This window comes from Pseudomonas sp. HMSC063H08 (assembly GCF_001813645.1).
In the GTDB taxonomy this organism is placed as follows: domain Bacteria; phylum Pseudomonadota; class Gammaproteobacteria; order Pseudomonadales; family Pseudomonadaceae; genus Pseudomonas; species Pseudomonas aeruginosa.
In genome coordinates, this window is record NZ_KV813452.1 from 25,204 (window position 1) to 42,892 (window position 17,689).

At 70.4% G+C, this 17,689-nt stretch carries 12 protein-coding genes; all 12 read right to left on the minus strand.

Annotated features, from left to right (window positions below; genetic code table 11):
• Positions 1-224: 224 nt before the first annotated feature.
• The gene (gene tagQ, locus HMPREF2924_RS15575) at positions 225-1,139 is read right to left on the minus strand and encodes a type VI secretion system-associated lipoprotein TagQ (RefSeq protein ID WP_003128185.1); all 915 of its coding nucleotides are present in this window, start codon (positions 1,137-1,139) and stop codon (positions 225-227) included.
• Positions 1,140-1,200: 61 nt separating this feature from the next.
• Positions 1,201-2,913, minus strand: coding sequence for a type VI secretion system-associated regulator TagR (tagR, locus tag HMPREF2924_RS15580; RefSeq protein WP_003128187.1), 1,713 nt, complete (start codon positions 2,911-2,913; stop codon positions 1,201-1,203).
• The gene (gene tagS / locus HMPREF2924_RS15585) at positions 2,906-4,105 is read right to left on the minus strand and encodes a type IV secretion associated ABC transporter permease TagS (RefSeq protein ID WP_003128189.1); all 1,200 of its coding nucleotides are present in this window, start codon (positions 4,103-4,105) and stop codon (positions 2,906-2,908) included. Before tagS ends, tagR begins: the two co-directional genes overlap by 8 nt.
• Entirely contained in the window at positions 4,105-4,824 is a 720-nt protein-coding gene (gene tagT / locus HMPREF2924_RS15590) for a type IV secretion associated ABC transporter ATP-binding protein TagT (protein ID WP_003128191.1), read from the minus strand. Before tagT ends, tagS begins: the two co-directional genes overlap by 1 nt.
• Positions 4,821-7,919, minus strand: coding sequence for a serine/threonine protein kinase PpkA (gene ppkA / locus HMPREF2924_RS15595; protein WP_023094469.1), 3,099 nt, complete (start codon positions 7,917-7,919; stop codon positions 4,821-4,823). Before ppkA ends, tagT begins: the two co-directional genes overlap by 4 nt.
• A 7-nt stretch (positions 7,920-7,926) precedes the next feature.
• The gene (pppA, locus tag HMPREF2924_RS15600) at positions 7,927-8,655 is read right to left on the minus strand and encodes a serine/threonine phosphatase PppA (RefSeq protein ID WP_003083639.1); all 729 of its coding nucleotides are present in this window, start codon (positions 8,653-8,655) and stop codon (positions 7,927-7,929) included.
• 9 nt (positions 8,656-8,664) lie between these two features.
• A complete protein-coding gene (tagF, locus tag HMPREF2924_RS15605) occupies positions 8,665-9,345 on the minus strand; it encodes a type VI secretion system-associated protein TagF (RefSeq protein ID WP_003083642.1) in 681 nt (226 codons plus the stop codon).
• The gene (gene tssM / locus HMPREF2924_RS15610; RefSeq protein ID WP_023092244.1) at positions 9,342-12,881 is read right to left on the minus strand and encodes a type VI secretion system membrane subunit TssM; all 3,540 of its coding nucleotides are present in this window, start codon (positions 12,879-12,881) and stop codon (positions 9,342-9,344) included. Before tssM ends, tagF begins: the two co-directional genes overlap by 4 nt.
• Entirely contained in the window at positions 12,878-14,227 is a 1,350-nt protein-coding gene (locus tag HMPREF2924_RS15615) for a DotU family type VI secretion system protein (protein WP_003115051.1), read from the minus strand. Before HMPREF2924_RS15615 ends, tssM begins: the two co-directional genes overlap by 4 nt.
• A gap of 6 nt (positions 14,228-14,233) precedes the next feature.
• Positions 14,234-15,568: a type VI secretion system baseplate subunit TssK gene (tssK, locus tag HMPREF2924_RS15620; RefSeq protein ID WP_003115052.1), complete on the minus strand. Its 1,335-nt coding sequence runs from the start codon at positions 15,566-15,568 to the stop codon at positions 14,234-14,236.
• 15 nt (positions 15,569-15,583) lie between these two features.
• Positions 15,584-16,048, minus strand: coding sequence for a type VI secretion system lipoprotein TssJ (gene tssJ / locus HMPREF2924_RS15625; protein WP_003128248.1), 465 nt, complete (start codon positions 16,046-16,048; stop codon positions 15,584-15,586).
• 44 nt (positions 16,049-16,092) lie between these two features.
• Positions 16,093-17,556 (minus strand): type VI secretion system-associated FHA domain protein TagH, encoded by a 1,464-nt coding sequence (gene tagH / locus HMPREF2924_RS15630; protein ID WP_033940589.1) that lies wholly within the window; start codon positions 17,554-17,556, stop codon positions 16,093-16,095.
• Positions 17,557-17,689: the final 133 nt, after the last annotated feature.

Below are 17,689 nucleotides of genomic sequence, written 5' to 3' on the forward strand. Positions count from 1 at the left end.
CCCCGCGGCGCAGCATTTCGTATAGGGCGGAGTAGCGGCGGAGCGTGCCGGTGGCGGTATCCGCCCTGCGGGAAGAACCGCTGCCGCCGGGGAAGCCGGAAACGTCGGAAGCAGCCGTCCCGGCGAACGCTCGCCCTTCAGGCCGGCCGGGTCAGCGCGCCAGGCCCCTCAACGAAACGGCGACCCGAAGGTCGCCGTCGCGTTCGTGCCGGTAACGAGGCCGATCAGGCCTTGGCGCAGCTCGGCGGTGCCCAGTCGCCCATGTCCGGGCTGTTGCAGACTTCCTGGATCATGCCCTGGCCCCGGGAGGCCACCTTGTTGCCTTCGCTTTGCGCGTCCTGGGCCTTGCGGATGGTCTGCTCGGTGGCGACCGCTTCCTTCGGCACCTTGGGATTGCCGCCGGTCTTGGGCTTGCTGCCGCCTTTCGTAGTGCTGGCGCGGTTCTCGGCCTCGGCGACCTTGGTCACTTCGGTGCGCGGTACGCCGACCTGCTGCAGGTCTTTCTCGTAGGCCTGGGTGTAGTTGTTGATGTTCTCGCCGGCACGGCCGTTGGCGGCGACCAGCAGGGCGTTGGTCTCCTGCAGGCCGCTGACGATCTCGGCCAGGCGCTTGCGCCCTTCGGCTTCGTTGATCGACTTGTTCTTGCGGCCGTCGAGCAGGGCCTTGAACTGGCTCTGGTAGCAGCTTTGCGCCGACTTGGCGTAGGCCACGCTACGGTTGATCTCGACGGTGCTGCGGTCGACGTCGGTAGCGTAGGAGCCGATGCGCGCGCGGTCGTCGCTGATCTGCTTCTGCTTCTCCATGTAGTAGCCCGCCGCGCCGCCGGCCAGGGCGCCGCCTGCGGCAGCGAGGGCGGCATTGCGGCCGCGGTTCTCGTCGCTGGCCAGGCCGCCGGCCAGGCCGCCCAGCAGGCCGCCGGTGATGGCGCCGGTGATGGCCGAGTTGCGCACCGCGTTATCGGTGCTGCGCAGGTGCGACACCGGCTCGTAGCAGGACGGGTAGTATTCCGCGCGGGTGGTCTGGGCGACCGAGCCGACGCCGCTGCTGGCGCAGCCGCTGAGCAGCACGCCGCTGGCGGTCAACAGGCAGAGCGCGTAGCGCGCAGAGGTGATCAAACGGTTTTCGCTGGGTTGGCTCATTGCATCTCACTCCTGGTTTGATGAACCGCCCGGCTGCCGAGAGGTGCCGGACGGAACTCCTTCAACGCCCGCTGGACGCGAGCAATTCCTTCAATACCGCCTCCGGCTCGGCCCGGTGCTGCTGGCGATAATCTCCGACGTGTTTGACGAACAGGGTCGCGCGCTTGACCAGGCTCTTGCCCAGAACCGGGTTGCGATTGAGTTCTTCCTGGATGCGCTGGAACTGCGCCTGGATCACCGCGTCGGTGTAACGGGTGCCGGTGGCGAGGTTGTCGATGTAGATGGCCAATGCGCCATCGAGGGCGCTGCGCCCGTTGGCGATGGCGCCGGCATAGAGCTGGGCGGTCGCCTGATCCCTGGCTGCCACGGCTTTCTCCCTGTCCTTCTTGAGGTTGGTCAGGCGTATGTTGTAGTTGTTGATCGTCTCGGCGACCAGTGCCGCCGACTGTATCAGGTTTCCGGCGGCCTCTTCGCGCTGCCGGGCGATCAACGAAACGTTACGCTTGAGTTCCTCGTTTATCTGGGCCAACTGCGCCTGCATCTGCGGGTCGCGGGTGGCGGCAATGATTCCGTCCAATTGCTTGGTGGGATCTTGAGCGTCATCGATGGCATCGGTCAATGCCGCTAGTCGGCCTTCCTTCTGCCATTGGGCGAACAGCTCGGGATAGCGCGAGCGCGGCGCGGACAGCGCGCCGATGGCGACGCGGAAACCGGTGGTCTCGTTGCGCTGTTCGCTGCCGTCGGCGGCGAACAGCGGGTATTCGCGGCGCATCCCGGTGAATAGAGTCATCTCGCCTTCGAGATAGTTCCCGCCCTTCACCACGAAACCGCCATATGTGCCCTGCCGGCGACCGGCGTGGACCAGTTGGAAGGACTCCTGGACCATCTCCGCGGCATTGCCGATCACGTCGAACAGGCCCAGCGGGTTCGGCCGCTTCATCCCTACCGGCAACAGTCGCGCGGCCTGGCCGGTGCCGCCGGCGACCTGGTTGTACACCGCCCAGTCGCCCAGCGGGCCTTCCTGGTCGCTGCCCTCGACCTTGCGCGGGAACAGCCGGCCTTCCAGTTCCTGGCGGCTGACCGCCTGGCCGCCGCGCGCGGCGAACTCCCACTCGACCTCGGTGGGCAGGCGGACGAAGCCGATGCCGCCGTCCTCGGGATTCTTGCCGCGGCCGCTGACCGGCAGCAGATCCGGGTGGTTCTTCAGCAGCCAGGCGCTGTACACCGCGCCGAAGCGTTCGGCGTCGAAGCGCGAGAGGTCGACCTTGGGCAGCCGCGCGTCCATCCCGCCCGGCACGTCGCAGGCCGGCGCTTCGCCCTGGCCGGAGAGCGCGGCCGCCTGGCTCATCACTGCGGCGTACTGGCGGGCGGTCACCTCGTACTTGCCGATGAAGTACAGCATCGGCTTCAGCGGGGTGCCGGCGGCAGGCTTCGGCAGGCTGGCGGAGAGCTTCTGCTGCCAGGCCGGTGCCAGGTCGGCGAGGCTGAACTGGCCGTTCACGTAGTCGCGCCGGTAGCCGGAGATGAACGACTGCTGGTAGCCCGCCTCGCCTTCGTTGAAGGCGTAGCCGAGGTTGACCTCGCGATCGTCGAGGGCGCCTTCGGCGAGTACGTAGACATGCCGGAAGACCATCTCGCCGCCACACGGCAGCGGCAGGGCGACGTCGTCGGCCAGCGGCTTGGGATTGTCCGGCGAGTCGCCTTCGGCCCAGGCCGGCGCGGCAAATGCCAGGCAGGCGCCGAGGGCGAGCGGAAGAATGGCTTTCTCAAACATCGCGTAATCCCTCTGCGGCTTCGATCCGCGCCGCGCGCCAGCCGCCGCTGGCGGCGGCCAGGACGCTGCACAGCAGCGTGGCGAGCAGCGCCGTCAGGTAGTGGCTGGGCAGCAGGCGGCAGACGAACTCGCCGCTCTGGTTGTCGAACAGGTGGTTCAGCGCGCCGGCCGTGGCGGCGTACAGCAGCCCGGCGAGGAACAGGCCGAAGACGGCGCTGAACAGCGCCAGGAGCATGACGAAGCCGACCAGCGCGGCGGTCGGGAAGCCCAGCAGACGCAGCACCGCCAGGGCGCGGCGCTTGCGTTCGACGGCGGCCAGGCTGCTGGCGGCGATGGCCGCGAAGGCACCGCCGATGGCCAGCGCGGCGACGATCCAGAACACCAGGCCGAGGTTGCGGCTGAGGCTGCGCACCTGGGCGATGGCCTCGGCCTGGGTGGCGACTTCCACGCCACTCGCGACGAAGTGCCGGCGCAGCCCTTCCACCGCATCGAGGTCGCGGGCGTACAGGCGGAAGCCCGGGTAGATGCGTGCGCGCGGCGCCTCACCGGCCTTCCCCGGCCAGCCATAGGCGGCCACCGCGCGACCGTCGCGATAGTCCTCGGCGGCTTCCAGCAGGGCCAGCGGGGCGAACAGCGCGTCGCGGGCGAAACGCTCCTGTGGCAGCACTGCGAGCACTTCCAGCTCCAGGCGCTGGCTCTGTGCCTGGCCATCCATGCGCCGGCCGATGCGCGCGACGATGCGCTCGCCAGGCTGGGCGCCGAGTTTTTCTGCGGCGCCGTGGCTGAGCACCACGCGGGTCGGCCGGTCGGGTTGCGGCAGGCCGGCCAGCAGCGGGTCGCCGGCGGCGCTGGGAATCATCTCGACGCTCAGGGCGGTCTCGCCGCCGCCGCTGAGGTCGGCGGTGGCGGCGATCTGCCGGGTGCGCGGCACGGCGAAGGCGACGTCCGCGCGTGCGGCCAGGGCGGCGATGTCCTCGGCACGGTAGCGGGCGCCGCCGACCGGAATGATCTCGCGCACAGAAGGCGCGCGCTCCAGCCGCTCTGTGAGGGTGCTGACCAGGCCGTACTTGAGGCCGAACAGCACCAGCAGCGGGGTGATCACCGCTGCCAGGGCGAAGATCGCGCAGAGCGACAGGCGCGCCTCGCCGCGATAGTCGGCCCAGGCCAGCGAGAGCAGCAGGCCGGCGCGCATCAGCCGACGTCCTCGAGGCAGGCGCCGACGCTGTCGTCGGCCTCGCGTTGCCAGCGGATGGCCAGGACTTCCAGGCCGGCGGCGCGGGCCAGGCGCTCGTCGTGGGTGGCGACCACGGTGCAGGCGCCGCGCTCGCGGGCCTGTTCCACCAGCAGGCGCATCACCCGTTCGGCGTTCAGCGGGTCGAGCGCCGCGGTCGGCTCGTCGGCCAGCAACAGGCGCGGCGCATGCACCATGGCGCGGGCGATGGCGACCCGCTGGCGCTGGCCGACCGACAGCGCCGCCGGTTTTTTGTCCAGCTGGTCGCCGATTTCCAGCCGCTCGGCCAGCGCCTGCACGCGCTCGGCGGACGGGGCGCCGAGCAATGTGCAGGGCAGTCCGATGTTGCGCCGCACATCGAGGAACTCGAGCAATCCGCCGCTTTGCAGCACGTAGCCGCAGTGCTGCCGGCGCAGCGCCGCCAAGCGGTCCTGGCGGCCGTCGCGCCAGAGCGCGGCGATGTCCTGCGGGCGTTCCCCGGCGAGGAATTCGAAGCGCCCGCCCGGGTCCGGCGCCAGGGCCAGCGCCAGCAGGTCGAGCAGGGTGCTCTTGCCGCAGCCGCTGGGGCCGACGATGGCCAGCTGGCGACCCGCGCGCAATTCCAGCGCCGGCACCCGCAGGCGGTAGCGCTGGCGACCGGCGCCGTGGCTGCGGGCGACCTCGTGCAGGCGCAGGATCATGGCAGCGTCGACAGCGGCACGCGGTACAGCGCGTCGCCGGCGTCGGCGTCGCCGAACCGGACCCAGTTGGCGACGTCGTTGTGGAAGGTTTCGTAGAGGCGGATCTTCGACTCCAGTTCGTCGATGAAGTCCTGCTGCTCGGCGACGCTCAGCGACAGCCAGAGGTCCTGGGTCATGTTCAGCGACTTGCTGCGGTACGGCAGGCCTTCCAGGTATTCGCCGAGCACGCCGCTCTGCGCCAGGTTGCTGCCCTTCACCAGTTGCGCCGGGTCGCGGCTCATGTAGGCGCTGGCGCTGGCGATTTCCTGGAAGAAGTCCTTGGGCGAGGTCTGGGTGCGCTTGGCCGCGTCGACGATCAGTTTCAGCGACTGTTGCAGTTCGTTGAGTTGCAGCTTGCTCAGCAGCACGCAGACCTGGAACGCCGGCAGCGCCGGGTTGGTCAGGTCACGGTCGGCGGTCCAGGCGGTGACGACCTGCGGCGCGCGCACCGGGTCGCGGCGACCGAGGAATTCCATCTGCATGGCGTAGCCGATGGCCGCCGACTTGCTCGCCACGCTTGGCGCGGCGTCGAAGCGCGGCGCCTGCGGCTTGCGGTTGCCGGCGTCGTGGACCAGGTCGGCGAACACCGTGCCGATCTCCTTCACCGTGTTGCCGAAGGCGTTCACCTCGCCGCCGGCCACCGGGATGTAGAGGTCGGCGATCTTCGGGTTGGCGTCGGCGGTGAGGCTGCGGTACTGCTGCTCGGCGTAGCCGTGGTTGTTCTTCCCGGCCGGGGTGCGCAGGTGCAGGGCATAGATCTTCACGCCCTTGCGCAGCGCCGCCTGGCGGACCTCGGCCTCGTTCATCTGGGTGCGCCCGAGCGGGTCGTTCTTGCGCAGCGCGCCGGCGTCGGTGACCAGCAGCACCACGCGCCCGGCGTAGGGCGACCAGTCCATTTCGTCGACCGCCTGCATGATCCCGGCGAAGGCGTCTTCGTTGAACGAGTGGCTGGAGACGTCGGTGGCGCGCACCTGGCTGCTCAACTCGGCGAAGCGCTGCGCGTCGTTGCCCGGTTGCAGCGGCACCAGGGTCTTGCTGACGTATTCCAGGCCGGGGGTCTTGTCGGTGTTGTTGCGGAAGCCGACCAGGCCGAAGCTGACCTTGTCCAGGTCGCCGCGCTCGCCGATCTGCCGCTGCAGGCCGTCGATCACCTCGCGCACGCGGTCGATGTAGGGCTGCATCGACACCGAGGTGTCCACCACCAGGACGATGCCGGTGCGGAAGGTGTCGCTCGCCGCGCCGCTGGCGCCGCCCCGCCCGGCCTGGTCCGGCGCCTGGGGTGCCGTGGCGCTGCCGCCGGGGTCGATCGAAGCGACCTCCAGCAACTGCGCCGGCTGGCCGTCGGCGTCGAAGCTCTCCTTCGAGTCGAAGATCGGCAGCAGGTAGAACTGGTCCTGGGGGATCGCCCGGTCGTTGGGCTCGACCGCGACCACCTGCGGATCGCCCTTGTGGTCCACCGCCTGGGTCAGGGTGTCGCGCGCCGCGCGGGTATCGCCGAGCAGGCGCTCGACCTGCTCGGCGCTGTTGAGGAACATCACCGGCGCGCGGCCGGAGCGTTCGGTGAACTTCAGCACCAGGCTCTGCTTCCAGTCGCTCACCGCGCTGGCCGGCAGCCAGCCGTCGCCCTCGCCGTTGCTGGAGGCGCCGACGCGCAGCCAGGGGCTGCCGCCGACCTGCTTGCGGGCGTACACGTAGAGCACCGAGAAGGCCGGCACCGCGCCGGCCCGGGGCGGGCCGCCAGCCTCGGCGGAGATGGCCGCGCCGGGTTTGGTCAGGACGCGCTGGAACAGCGTCTTCTTGCCTGGCATCAGCAGCGGACGCTCGCCGCCGTCCTGTTCGGCATCGGCCACCGGGGTCTGCTGCTGCGGCTTGTCCGCCGGCGTCTGTCCCAGCGGCGCTGGATCGGCAGCGCTCGGCGCGTCGCCCGAGCCCAGCAGCCACCAGGCGCCGCCGCCGATCGCCAGGAGCACGGCGGCCGCGGCGGCGGCGATCAACGGCGTGCGGCTGCCGCCGGCACGTGGCTTCGCCGGCGGCAACGGAGGCGGCGGGGGCGATGGCGGTTTCGCCGCTTGCGACGGCGGAGGCGGAGGCGGCGTGGCGCCGCCGGCGCTGGGCGTGACCGACGGCAACTGGATCGACACCGGTTGCAGGCCGCCGAGGTCGGCGGGCGGCAGGGGCGCGGGTTCGGCCGGCGGCGGGTTGCTCGCTCGCGGCGAGCCCTGCGGCGTCGCCAGCGGACGGATCTGGGTGGCTTCCAGGGCGCTCGGCGCCAGGCGGTCGAGGGCGGCGATCAACGCGCCGGCGGTGGGGAAGCGCTCGGCCGGGTCCTTGGCCAGCAACTGGCGCAGGATGTCCTGGTAGCGGCCCTGCTCGATCGGCAGTTCCGGCAGCGGCTCGGTGAGGTGGGCCAGGGCGGTGGAGAGCGAGTCCTTGCCGTTGTAGGGCAGCTTGCCGGTGAGGATCTCGTAGAGCACCACGCCCAGCGCGTAGAGGTCGGCGCGGCCGTCGATCTCCTGCCCGCGGGCCTGCTCCGGGCTCATGTAGCTGGGGGTGCCGACGGCGAAGCCGACCTGGGTGAACTGGGTATTGTCCTCGATCGACTTGGCGATGCCGAAGTCCGAGAGCACCGCGGTGCCGTCGGCGCGGAACAGGATGTTGGCCGGCTTCACGTCGCGATGCACCAGGCCCTGGGAGTGCGCGTAGCCGAGCGCGGCGGCCACCTGCCGTACGTAGGCCAGGCCCTGCTCGGGATCGAGGCCCTGCTGGATGCGCTCCTTGAGCGTGCCGTTGGGCAGGTATTCCATGGCCATGTAGTAGCAACTGCCGACGTTGCCGATGTCGTGGATGGTCACCGTGTTCGGGTGCGACAGCCGCGCCAGGGTCCGACCTTCGCGCAGGAAGCGTTCGGCGAAGCTCGGGTCGGCGGCCAGCGCCGCGGCCATCACCTTCAGCGCCACCTTGCGCTGCAGCGAGCGCTGGGTGGCCAGGTAGACCGTGGCCATGGCGCCTTCGCCCAGCTCGCGTTCGATGTCGAATCCCGGAAGTTCTATGTCCATGTCCGTCTCAGAAGGCCCTGACCACCAGGGCCGTGATGTTGTCCGGGGCGCCGCGGGTCAGGCCCAGGTGGACCAGGCTGCGGACCACCGCATAGGGATCGCTGTGGCTGAGCACGTCGCGCAGTTCGCTGTCGTCGGCGGTCTTGTTGAGGCCGTCGCTGCAGAGCAGGAAGCTGTCGCCGGGCAGCACGTGCAGCGCGGCTTCCGACAGTTCCAGTTGCTCGTGCACGCCGACCGCGCGGGTGACCACGTTGGCGCGCGGATGGTGGCGCGCCTCCTCCTCGCTGATCAATGCGTTGTCGAGCAGCTCCTGGACGTAGCTGTGGTCCCGCGAGATGGCTTCCAGCACGCCGCCGCGCAGGCGGTACAGGCGGCTGTCGCCGGCCCACAGGCAGCTCGCCTGGTTGCCGCGCGCGGCGAGCAGTACCAGGGTGCTGCCCATCACGCTGACGCCACGCAGGCCGGCCTCCTGGCGAACCCGCTCGTTGACCTGGGCGAGGCCGGTGCGCAACGCGCCGACGTAGGCCGGTAGCGAGGAGGCCGCCGGGATGCGCCGCAGGGTATCGACGATCAGGCTGCTGACGAAGTCGCCGGCGGCGTGGCCGCCCATGCCGTCGGCGACCACCCAGAGTCCCGACTCGGGGGCGTCGAGACTGGCGTCTTCGTTGACCTTGCGGACCATGCCGACGTGGCTGTAGCTGGCCGACCTGTAGTAGCTGACTGAGTTGGGCACCATCAGTTGTCCTTAACCGGGTATGCCGGGAAAGAGCGGGATCACCTCGCCCTCTCCGGTGAGGAATCGTCCGAACGCCGGCGCCGGCGGCAGGCCCTGGTAGCGCATCAGGCCGGCGGAGATCCGTGCCGAGCCGCGTCCCCACCAGTGGCTGGCGCCGTCGCAGGCATGCTGGGCCAGCGCGGCGAGGCGCTGCGCCGGGGTCACCGCTTCGCTGCGCAGCAGGTTGCCGCTGATCAGCGATTGTTCGATGCGCGGCCCGCAGGGAGGGGCCGGGAGCTGCGCCACCGCCTGCTCGAAGGCCTCGACCTCGGCCTCCGGTTCGAGGGTGGAGAGCAGCAGGCTCTCGACCTGCTCGAACCAGCCGTCGTCGCCGCCGACCAGCCCGCCGAGGTCGGCGTTCGCCGGCAGCAGGCAGGCGACGGTCAGCGGGAAATAGCGACCGACCCGGTCGATGCTCGGCATCACCACCCCGGCCACCGCTTCGCCGCCGAGCAGGCCGGGGGCGATGGCGAAGCGCCACAGCGGGCTGGTCAGGTAGGCGTCGAGCCAGGCCGCGCCGAGTTCGTCCTGGCTGGCGCGCATGCCGCTGGCCAGCCAGGCGTCCCAGGGTTCGACGAAGGTGTTCGGCAGGCCGCGGCTGACGAAATCGCCGCGGCCGGCCAGCTTGCCGTAGAAACCGACGCTGTTCAAAGGCGCTCCGGGAGGCTGAAGCCGGACACGACCCGGCTCTTGAAGGGGTTGAAGGCGCTGCTGGCGCGCAGCTCGCAGGCGATGCTGGAGCCGTCGATGCGCAGCCGCAGGGTGAAGCGGTCCGGCGAGTTGCCGCGTTCCAGGTCCGACTGGTCGAGCAGGCGGAACCAGGCCCAGGGGCCCTCCAGGGTCAGGCCGGAACGGCCGCTGCTGGGCGGCGGCGTCACCGTCAGGCGGACCACGCCGAGGCCGTTGGCGCTCGGCCACTGCATCGCCACCGGGCGGCTGGGGCCGTGGTCGTAGGTCAGCTGCTGGCCGTCGAGGTCGAGGATGAACTGGCTGATCGCCGCGTCCATGGTCACCGGCTTGAGTTCGAAGCGCACCGCCGGCTGCATGCCGCCGGAGCGGAAGAAGGCGTCGCGGATCGCCGCCGCGCGCTGGAAGGTGTGCAGCACGCCGGGGTTGATGCCGAGCTTCTGCGCCGCGCCGGGCTGCCAGCGCCAGGTGCTGGCGGAGGTGTCGACGTAGGGTTGCAGGTACTGGCGGAAGTAGCTGTCCATCACCCCACCGGCACCGAAGAAGTGGCCGAAGTCTTCCAGGGTGGCGTCGCGCGAGCTGCCGGCGGCGATCGGGTAGCGCCCGGCCAGGGACTGCCGGTAGACGCTGACCACGTCGCTGATCCAGGCCGCGTTGAGCTGGTTGCGCACGCTGCCCATCATGCTGCTGGTGGTGGAGTTGACCACGTTCTTCACCAGTCCCTGGACCACCGGCGGCTGGCGCTCGGCGCTGAGGGCCACGCGCGAGGCGGCGGCGGCCACCTGGTTCTTGGCGTCGCCGAGCAGCGAGTCGCCGCTGGCTCCGGCCATGGCGCTGACCTGTACGTAGAGCGCGTTCATGTCCTCCAGCAGGCTGTCGATCGGCGCCGGCTCGTTGCCGCCCTCGCCCTTGCTGACCAGGCTGTTGAGTTCGGCGAAGTGGGCGCTGATCGGGTCGCTGTCGGCCTGCTGCGGCTGTTCGCGGGCGCCTTCCTCCTCCTCCTCCTCCTGGCCGACCAGCGAGCCGAGGCGCTGCTTGAGCTTGTCCACGGTGCCGTCGGCGGCCTTCTTCACTTGCGCGGCGACCAGCCGGTCGCCCTTCTGCAGGTCGGTCTCGCGGGCCACCGCCTCGAGCAGCTTGCGGAACGGCGAGGTCGGCCCGGAGAGAATGCGCAGCACGTCGGCGGCCTGGGTGACGTTGGTGATCGGCACCACGGTGAGGTCGGCGAGCAGGTCGTCCCATTGCCGCAGGTAGTCCTGGAAGTACAGGCGACGCACGTCGAGGGCCAGGTTGGCGGCATCGCCGGCATCGTTCAGGTCGCGCCCGAGCACCCACTGTTCCTCGGCGATGGTGCCGGCCTGGCTGAGGCTGGCGGTGAGGAACACCTCGCGATAGCCGCGGTAGGTGAAGAAGCCGCTGAGCGGGTCGGTGAGCGGCTTGCCGCTCTTGCGCGCGAACACCAGCGGTGCGTCGCGGCCGGCGGCGTCGCTGATGCGGAAGTCGGGCACGTCCTTGGGCAGCCTCTGCCGCTTGACCCGGTCGTAGACCCGCTGCGCCACCGGTAGTTGCTGCAACTGGCGGCGCAGGTCCTCGACCAGGTCCTGGTCCAGGCGCGCCGACGGCGGCCGTCGTTCGAGCAACGCGTCGAGGTGCGCGTGCAGCGCCTGGCGCTGTTCCGGCGAGAGGTCGCGCGGCAGGTTGCGTTCCCAGTCGAGGCTGATCCAGGCCTTGATGAAGTCGGCGTCGTAATGGTCCGGGCTGCCGAGCATCAGGTAGGCCTTCAGGCCCTCGTAGAGGAAATCGCTGCTGCCGCCGGAGCGCAACTGTTCCTCGATGCGGGTCACCAGGCGCGGGGCGAACACCGCGATCAGCAGCTTGCGGTAGACGCTGGCGGACTCCTCGCCGAGCATGTCGCCCTGGTACAGCCCGTAGCCTTCGGCCCAGCTTGGCGCGTCGCCGGCGAGATTCTGCACCGCGTTGAGCTGTGGCAGTACGGCCAGGACGTCGCGCTGGGCCGGGCTCAGCGACTCGATGCCGCGCGCCAGCGGGTCGACGCGCTGGTCGACCGCGGCGATGTAGCTCTGGTTGGCGCGGTAGCTGGCGATCCATACCGCCGTCACCGCCAGCACCACCAGCGCGGTGGCGCTCAGCGCGCCGATGGTCAGCCATTTGCGGCGGCGCTCGACCTTCGGGTTGGTGCCGACCAGGCCGCGTTCGCCGAACGCCACTTCGCGGAACAGCCGCTCGATGAAGTAGCTGCGCCCGGTTCCGGTCTGCCGCGCCAGGTGCTGGCGGTCGAGGTTCATCGACTGCGCCATGCTGCCGATCAGGCGGTCGATCGGACTGCCTTCCTGGGTTCCGCTGGTGAAGTACAGGCCGCGCAACAGCGGGCGTTCCTCGTAGGGGTTGGGCTTGAACACGCCGTTGAGGAACTCGCCGAGGCATTCGCGCAGGGCGGCGAATTGCTGCGGGAAGCCGTAGACCAGATCGCGCCGCGCCGGGTCGCGCTCCTGCTGCAGGCGTTCCACCAGGCGCGCGGTGAGACGCTGTTCGAGCAGGGCGAATTCGCTGTCGAACACCGCCAGCGGGCCTTCCGCGCTCTTGCCGTCGTCGAGGGCGAAGGTCATCCCCCAGACCTGCGCGCGTTCCTCGCGGTTCAGGCTGTCGAAGAACTCCATGAAGCCTGGCACCAGGTCGAACTTGGTCAGCATCACGTAGATCGGGAAGCGCACCCCGAGCTGCTGGTACAGCTCCTGGATGCGCGCGCGGATCGCCTGGGCATGGGCGGCGCGCTCGGCGTCGCTGCCCAGCAGCAGGTCGGAAAGGCTGATGGCGATGAACGCGCCATCGATGGGGCGGCGCTTGCGCTGGGTCTTGAGCAGGTCGAGGAAGCCCAGCCAGGCGGCCTTGTCCACCTGGGCGTGGCTGTCCTGGGTGGTATAGCGGCCGGCGGTGTCCAGCAGCACCGCTTCGTCGGTGAACCACCAGTCGCAGTTGCGCGTGCCGCCGACCCCGCGGATCGCCCCGGCGCCCATCTGTGCGGCGAGCGGGAAGTCCAGGCCGGAATTCATCAGCGCGGTGGTCTTGCCCGAACCGGGCGGGCCGATGATCACGTACCAGGGCAGCTCGTACAGGTTGCGCCGCTCGCTGCCGCCCAGCTTGGCCCGCTTGAGCAGGGCCAGGGCCTCGTCCATGCGTTGCTTGAGGGTCGCCAGCTCTTCGGCGGTGGCGACGCTGGCGGCGTCCGGCGCGCTGACCTCGGCGAGACTCTGCATGACCTTCGCCGCGTTGCGCCGGGCCTGCACGATGCGCAGCACGCGGAAGCCGATCCAGACCAGGAACAGCAGAACGATCAGCACCCAGCGGCTGGTCGCCGAGGCCAACGGTTCGTAGTTGCCCAGGCGCAGCAGCGGGCCGAGGAACCAGATGATCAGGCTCAGGGCGAGCAGGCCGAGCACCGGCACCACCCAGCGCGCGAAGAAGTTGAGGAAGCCTTTCATTGCGCGCCCTCCGCGAATACGGTGATTTCCACCCGGCGGTTGCGTGCGCGGCCTTCGGCGCTGGCGTTGGTCGCCACCGGCTCGGTGTCGCTGCGCCCTTCGGCGGTGAAGCGGCCGGCGTCGCCGGTGGTCGCGCCGAGCAGGTCGGCGACCTCCTGGGCGCGGGCCTGGGACAGTTTCCAGTTGGACGGGTAGCGCAGCGTGGCGATCGGCCGGTTGTCGCTATGGCCGGTGACCAGCACCTGGCCCTTGACCTTGCGCAGGGCGTCGGCGATGCGCAGCAGCAGCGGCTGGAACTCGTCGCGCACGCTGGCGCTGGCGCTGGCGAACAGCTCGTCGCCGCGGATGGTCACCACCGAGCGGTCGACGGCGTCCTCCACCGCCACTCGCTGGGCCTTGATGTCGTCGGCGAGGAAGCGCGCCAGGCGTGGCCGTTCGATCACCCGCGGCTGCACCGCCGGGCGGTCGATGGCCTGCACCGGGATCTCGCCGATGGCGTGGATGCGCTTGAACACCGGCTCGGCGTCGGCGGCCAGCTTCATCCGCAGGCCGAATAGCAAGGCCAGCAGCAAGGCCAGGCCGATGGCGATACCGACCCACGGCGGCAGGTATTGCGAAAGGCGGTCGCGCATCACGCTGAGGCCGCGCCAGTGCGGCGACAGTTCGTGCTCGTACTCGCCGCGGGTGCTGCGGATCACCGCCGCGGTGCGCTCGCGCAGCGCCTCCAGTTGGCTGCGGCCGTCGTGCATGACCCGGTAGCGGCCTTCGAAGCCGAGGCTGGTGCACAGGTACAGCAGCTCCAGCAGGTGCAGGCGCTGGTGCGGGTTCTGCAGGCAGTGTTCGAGCAACTGGAAGACCTTCTCGCCGCCCCAGGCCTCGTTGTGCAGGGTGATCAGCAGGCTCTGCTTGCCCCAGTCGCTGGTGCTGCCCCACGGCGTGCTGAGCACCGCTTCGTCGAGGGCGGTGCAGAGCACGTAGCGCGCCAGCATCACTTCGTCCGGCGCCACGCCGGCCTGGCGTGCCTTCTCCTCGAACTGGCGCAGGTAGCCGAGCAGTTGCGCGCGCAGGCTGGCCGGCGCCGGATGGGCGATGGTGTTGCGCAGGCGGGTGAGCATCGCCAGCAGTGGGCCGGCGGCCTGCTCCAGCGGGTTGAGGCCGTCGCCGCGGCCGCTCAGCGGCGCCAGGCTGGCCATCGGCGGCGGCGTGTAGGGATCGCCGCCGCGGGGGCCGCCGGCCGGTTCCGGGGCGCGGCCGCCGGGACGCGGCATGATCATGGTGCGGTCGTCGGGCGGGCTTCCGTTGCCGCCGCCGGCCGGGGTGCCGAAGGGATCGTCGATGGGAGGCATCGTTGCTTATCCTCGAATGGCCCAGAAGGCCAGGTTCAGCCCGGGGAACTGGCCGGCGATGTGGAAGGCGAAGCCGCCGGAGTGCGTCAGCTGCTTCCAATGCGCGCTGCCGCGGTCCAGTTCGAAATAGGTGGAGCCGGCGTGGTAGGGGATCTGCCGCGGCGCCACCGGCATCGGCAGCAGGCCGATACCCGGCAGTTGCAGGTTGACCAGGTCGCGGATGTGCTCCACCGAGCCGACCTTGGCCTGCTGCGGGAAGTGCCCGCGCAGGCTCTCGCCGGGGACGTCGGCGCGCACCACCAGGACGAAGCTGGCGTTGTCGATCAGGCTGCGGTCGCTGAGCATCGCGACGTGCACGCCGTAGGCCTTCTCGACGATCGGGATGGCGATCGCCTTGGCGTCGATCACCGTCGCCAGCGCCTGGCGCAGGGCGAGCATCACCGGGGCGAAGCTGGCGGCCAGGTCGTCGTGGTTGTACACCGGGTACTCCTCGGGACGCCGCTGGCTGGCGGTGAAGGTGCAGAACTCGCCGGCCAGGGCCACCAGTTCGCGGTACAGCTCCTGCGGGTGCAGCGGGCGCACGCGGGACAGGTGACCGGTGAGGGCCTCGGCGCGGTTGACCAGTTGCAGCAGCAGGAAGTCGGCGATTTCCGAGGCGCCCCCGGCGCTGGAGGCCACCACCCGCCCGGCGAGGGCTTCGCCGCGCTGGTGGAGCAGGCCCAGCAGCTCCTTGGCGAAGGACGCCAGGGGCGGCGCGGCGGCAATGTCGAGTACCGGCGGCAGGTAGTCCTCGTCCAGGCTCAGGGCCTGGTCCGCGCGCTTCTCGCGGACCCGCGCGACGCCCACCGCGGCGTATTCGCCGAGGCCGTCGCGCTCGGTCAGCAGGCGGAACGCCTGGCTGCCCAGGGCCACCGGCGCGCGGCTCTCGAAGGCGGCATTGTCGTCGCGCACTTCCTGCACCTGGCTGACGTAGCGGGCGCCGCCGAGGGCCTCGCCCTCCTCCACCGTGTCGCGGGTGCCGACCCGCTTCAGCGGCAGGCCGAGGTAGACGATGCCGTCGCGCAGGCTTTCCTCGACATTCAGCGGCGCCGGCGCCGGATCGTCGGCGGGGATGTTGAACGGCGTACCATCCGGCAGCACGCCGCGGGCGCTGACGATGGCCAGCTTGCCCTGGGTCAGCAGGGCATCGTCCAGCTTCAGCTCGGAAAAGCCCCAGCCGCCCGCCAGGAGCGAGCGGCAGCGGCCATCCACCAGGGTTTCCAGGTAGCGGTCGTGCTGCTGGAAATGCTGTGGCCGCAGGAACATGCCTTCGGACCACACCACGCGGTTATTCCAGGACATAGGGACTCCGAAGGTTCAGGGTGCGGGACGCGCGACGATGCCGATGGCCTGCGCGCCGAGCGTGATGTCGAGATGGCTGGTGCGTTGCCCCGGCACGTCGAGGACCTGGCGCCAGGTGGCGCGGTCGAGGTCGCGGTAGGCGGCGACGAAGCCGAGCTGGCGGGTCTGCTCGTCGAGCGTGCGTTCGATGCGCCGTTCCTCGCCCGGACGCAGGAGGAACTCGTCCTGCTCCACCAGGTCGCCGCCGAGGGTCGACTGGGCGTTGTCGGTGAGGGCGAAGTAGTCGGCGCGGCCGAACGCGGTGTCTTTCTTCAGCTCGTACAGCCGCAGGCGCAGCGGCGCCGCCTGGCCGGCGGCGGACGGGTTGAGGTTCGGTGCGGCGTGGAGCCAGATCACCACCCGGGTCGGCGGGGTTTCCGGCGGGCTGGACGAACAGGCGGCGAGCAGCAGCCCGAACAGCGCGATGATCAGTTTCTGCATGGTGTCGTCCTCATTGACGTTGTTTCTCCTGGTGTTCGTTGGCGTCAGGAACGCCGTAGTCGAGCGCTGTGTTCCTCATAGGCGCGGCTGAATTCGCGGCCGAAAAGCTCCTGGAAGTCGTCCTCCGCCTCGCGCAGGATCTTCGCGTACAGCTCGGTGAAACTGTCCCAGTTCTGTGCCTGGCGGGCCCCCGGCAGCAGGCCGGAAAGCCCGGCCGGCTTGCCGAAGCGGGCTTCCAGTGCGGCCGGTTCGAAGCGCGCCAGCAGGTGGCGGATGGCGGCCTGCACGCCGGCCATCACCGCCAGCTGGTGCGCCTTGAGGTCTTCGAAGCTGTCGGCCACCGCGCGATCCGGCGCCATGAACGCCTGGTTGTCGCGGCGCAGCAGGAGCAGCATGGCTTCGTCGACGTTCGGCGCGAACTTCAGCGGGTTGTTCTGCACCGGCTGGATCATGGTCTGCGCCATGCGGAACTCGCCCTTCAGGCTGGCCCGCGCGCGCAGCACGTCCACCAGTCCTTCCACCAGGCCGCGATAGCTGCGTCCGATGGCTTCCATCTGCGCTTCGGCGCCGGCCGGGTCGACCTTCAACTGGGTCATGCCGGCGCCGCGCAGGAACGCCTGCAGCAGGTCGCCGCCGGCCGTCGCGGTGGCGCTTGCCGGTGGCGTCGGCGCCGCCACGCTGGCTGGCTGTGGCTGTGGCTGTGGCTGTGGCTGTGGCTGTTGGGTGATCCCTGGGTCGGCGAAGGGCATCGCCAGCGGCGTCGGTTCGGCCGCTGGCTGCGGCTGGGCGACGGGCGTGGCGCTTGGCGCGGGCGTGTTGCCGAGCAGTTCGGCGAACGGGTCCCAGTCGGCCGGAATCAGCGGTGCGCCGCCAGCGGGCGGTGGCGCCGGAGTGGTCGCGGGGGGCGGCGGGATCACCGGTTCCGGCGGGCGGAAGTCGTGCTGTTCGGCCGGTACATGGTCCGGACGCGGCGCCGCGCCGGGCGGCGGCGGGGTGAGGAAGTCGAACAGGTCGGGCTTGGTGTCCAGCGGCGAGCCGCCCTGGAAATGCGCCGTCACCGCGGGGTGCGGGGTGGGCGCCGGTTCGGCGAAGGCAGGCGCCGATCCGGCGGCCTGCCGGCTCATCAGGGCGTCGAAGCTGGTGAACGGATCGGTCTGCGGATTGCCGCTGCCGGGCAGGGCGATGTCATGGCCGAGCTGAACGAGGATGTCGTATTCGCCGAGGCGGACGGTCTCGCCGTCCTGCAGCGGCTCGCTGTTGCCGCGGCGCAGGCGGTGCCCGGCATTGACCAGCAGCACGCCGTTGGTGCTGGTGTCGGTGAGGTAGTACACCCCGTCGCGGTTGAGGATGGTGCAGTGGCGGCTGGAGACCAGGCGCTCCGGGTCCGGCAGGACCCAGTCGTTGTCCGGGCCCCGACCGATGGTCAGCTGTCCCTGGTCCAGTACCTTTTCCGAACACTGACCGGGGGTCAGCTTGTGGTAGCTGGTGATGGTCAATCGCAGCGGCATTGCTACTCCTTGCATTGCCAGCGCCCGGCTCTTCCAGGCGCTCACCCCCGTGCCCGAGGGATTTCGGTTCGCATCCAGGCTGGCCCGACGGCTTTCCGGCGTTTCGTCGCCTCGGGAAGACACATCGGGTGGT

Coding starts and splice junctions, on each gene's coding strand:
- tagQ (WP_003128185.1), bottom strand. CDS start 1,139: ATGAGCCAACCCAGCGAAAACCGTTTGATCACCTCTGCGCGCTACGCG.
- tagR (WP_003128187.1), bottom strand. CDS start 2,913: ATGTTTGAGAAAGCCATTCTTCCGCTCGCCCTCGGCGCCTGCCTGGCA.
- tagS (WP_003128189.1), bottom strand. CDS start 4,105: ATGCGCGCCGGCCTGCTGCTCTCGCTGGCCTGGGCCGACTATCGCGGC.
- tagT (WP_003128191.1), bottom strand. CDS start 4,824: ATGATCCTGCGCCTGCACGAGGTCGCCCGCAGCCACGGCGCCGGTCGC.
- ppkA (WP_023094469.1), bottom strand. CDS start 7,919: ATGGACATAGAACTTCCGGGATTCGACATCGAACGCGAGCTGGGCGAA.
- pppA (WP_003083639.1), bottom strand. CDS start 8,655: ATGGTGCCCAACTCAGTCAGCTACTACAGGTCGGCCAGCTACAGCCAC.
- tssM (WP_023092244.1), bottom strand. CDS start 12,881: ATGAAAGGCTTCCTCAACTTCTTCGCGCGCTGGGTGGTGCCGGTGCTC.
- HMPREF2924_RS15615 (WP_003115051.1), bottom strand. CDS start 14,227: ATGCCTCCCATCGACGATCCCTTCGGCACCCCGGCCGGCGGCGGCAAC.
- tssK (WP_003115052.1), bottom strand. CDS start 15,568: ATGTCCTGGAATAACCGCGTGGTGTGGTCCGAAGGCATGTTCCTGCGG.
- tssJ (WP_003128248.1), bottom strand. CDS start 16,048: ATGCAGAAACTGATCATCGCGCTGTTCGGGCTGCTGCTCGCCGCCTGT.
- tagH (WP_033940589.1), bottom strand. CDS start 17,556: ATGCCGCTGCGATTGACCATCACCAGCTACCACAAGCTGACCCCCGGT.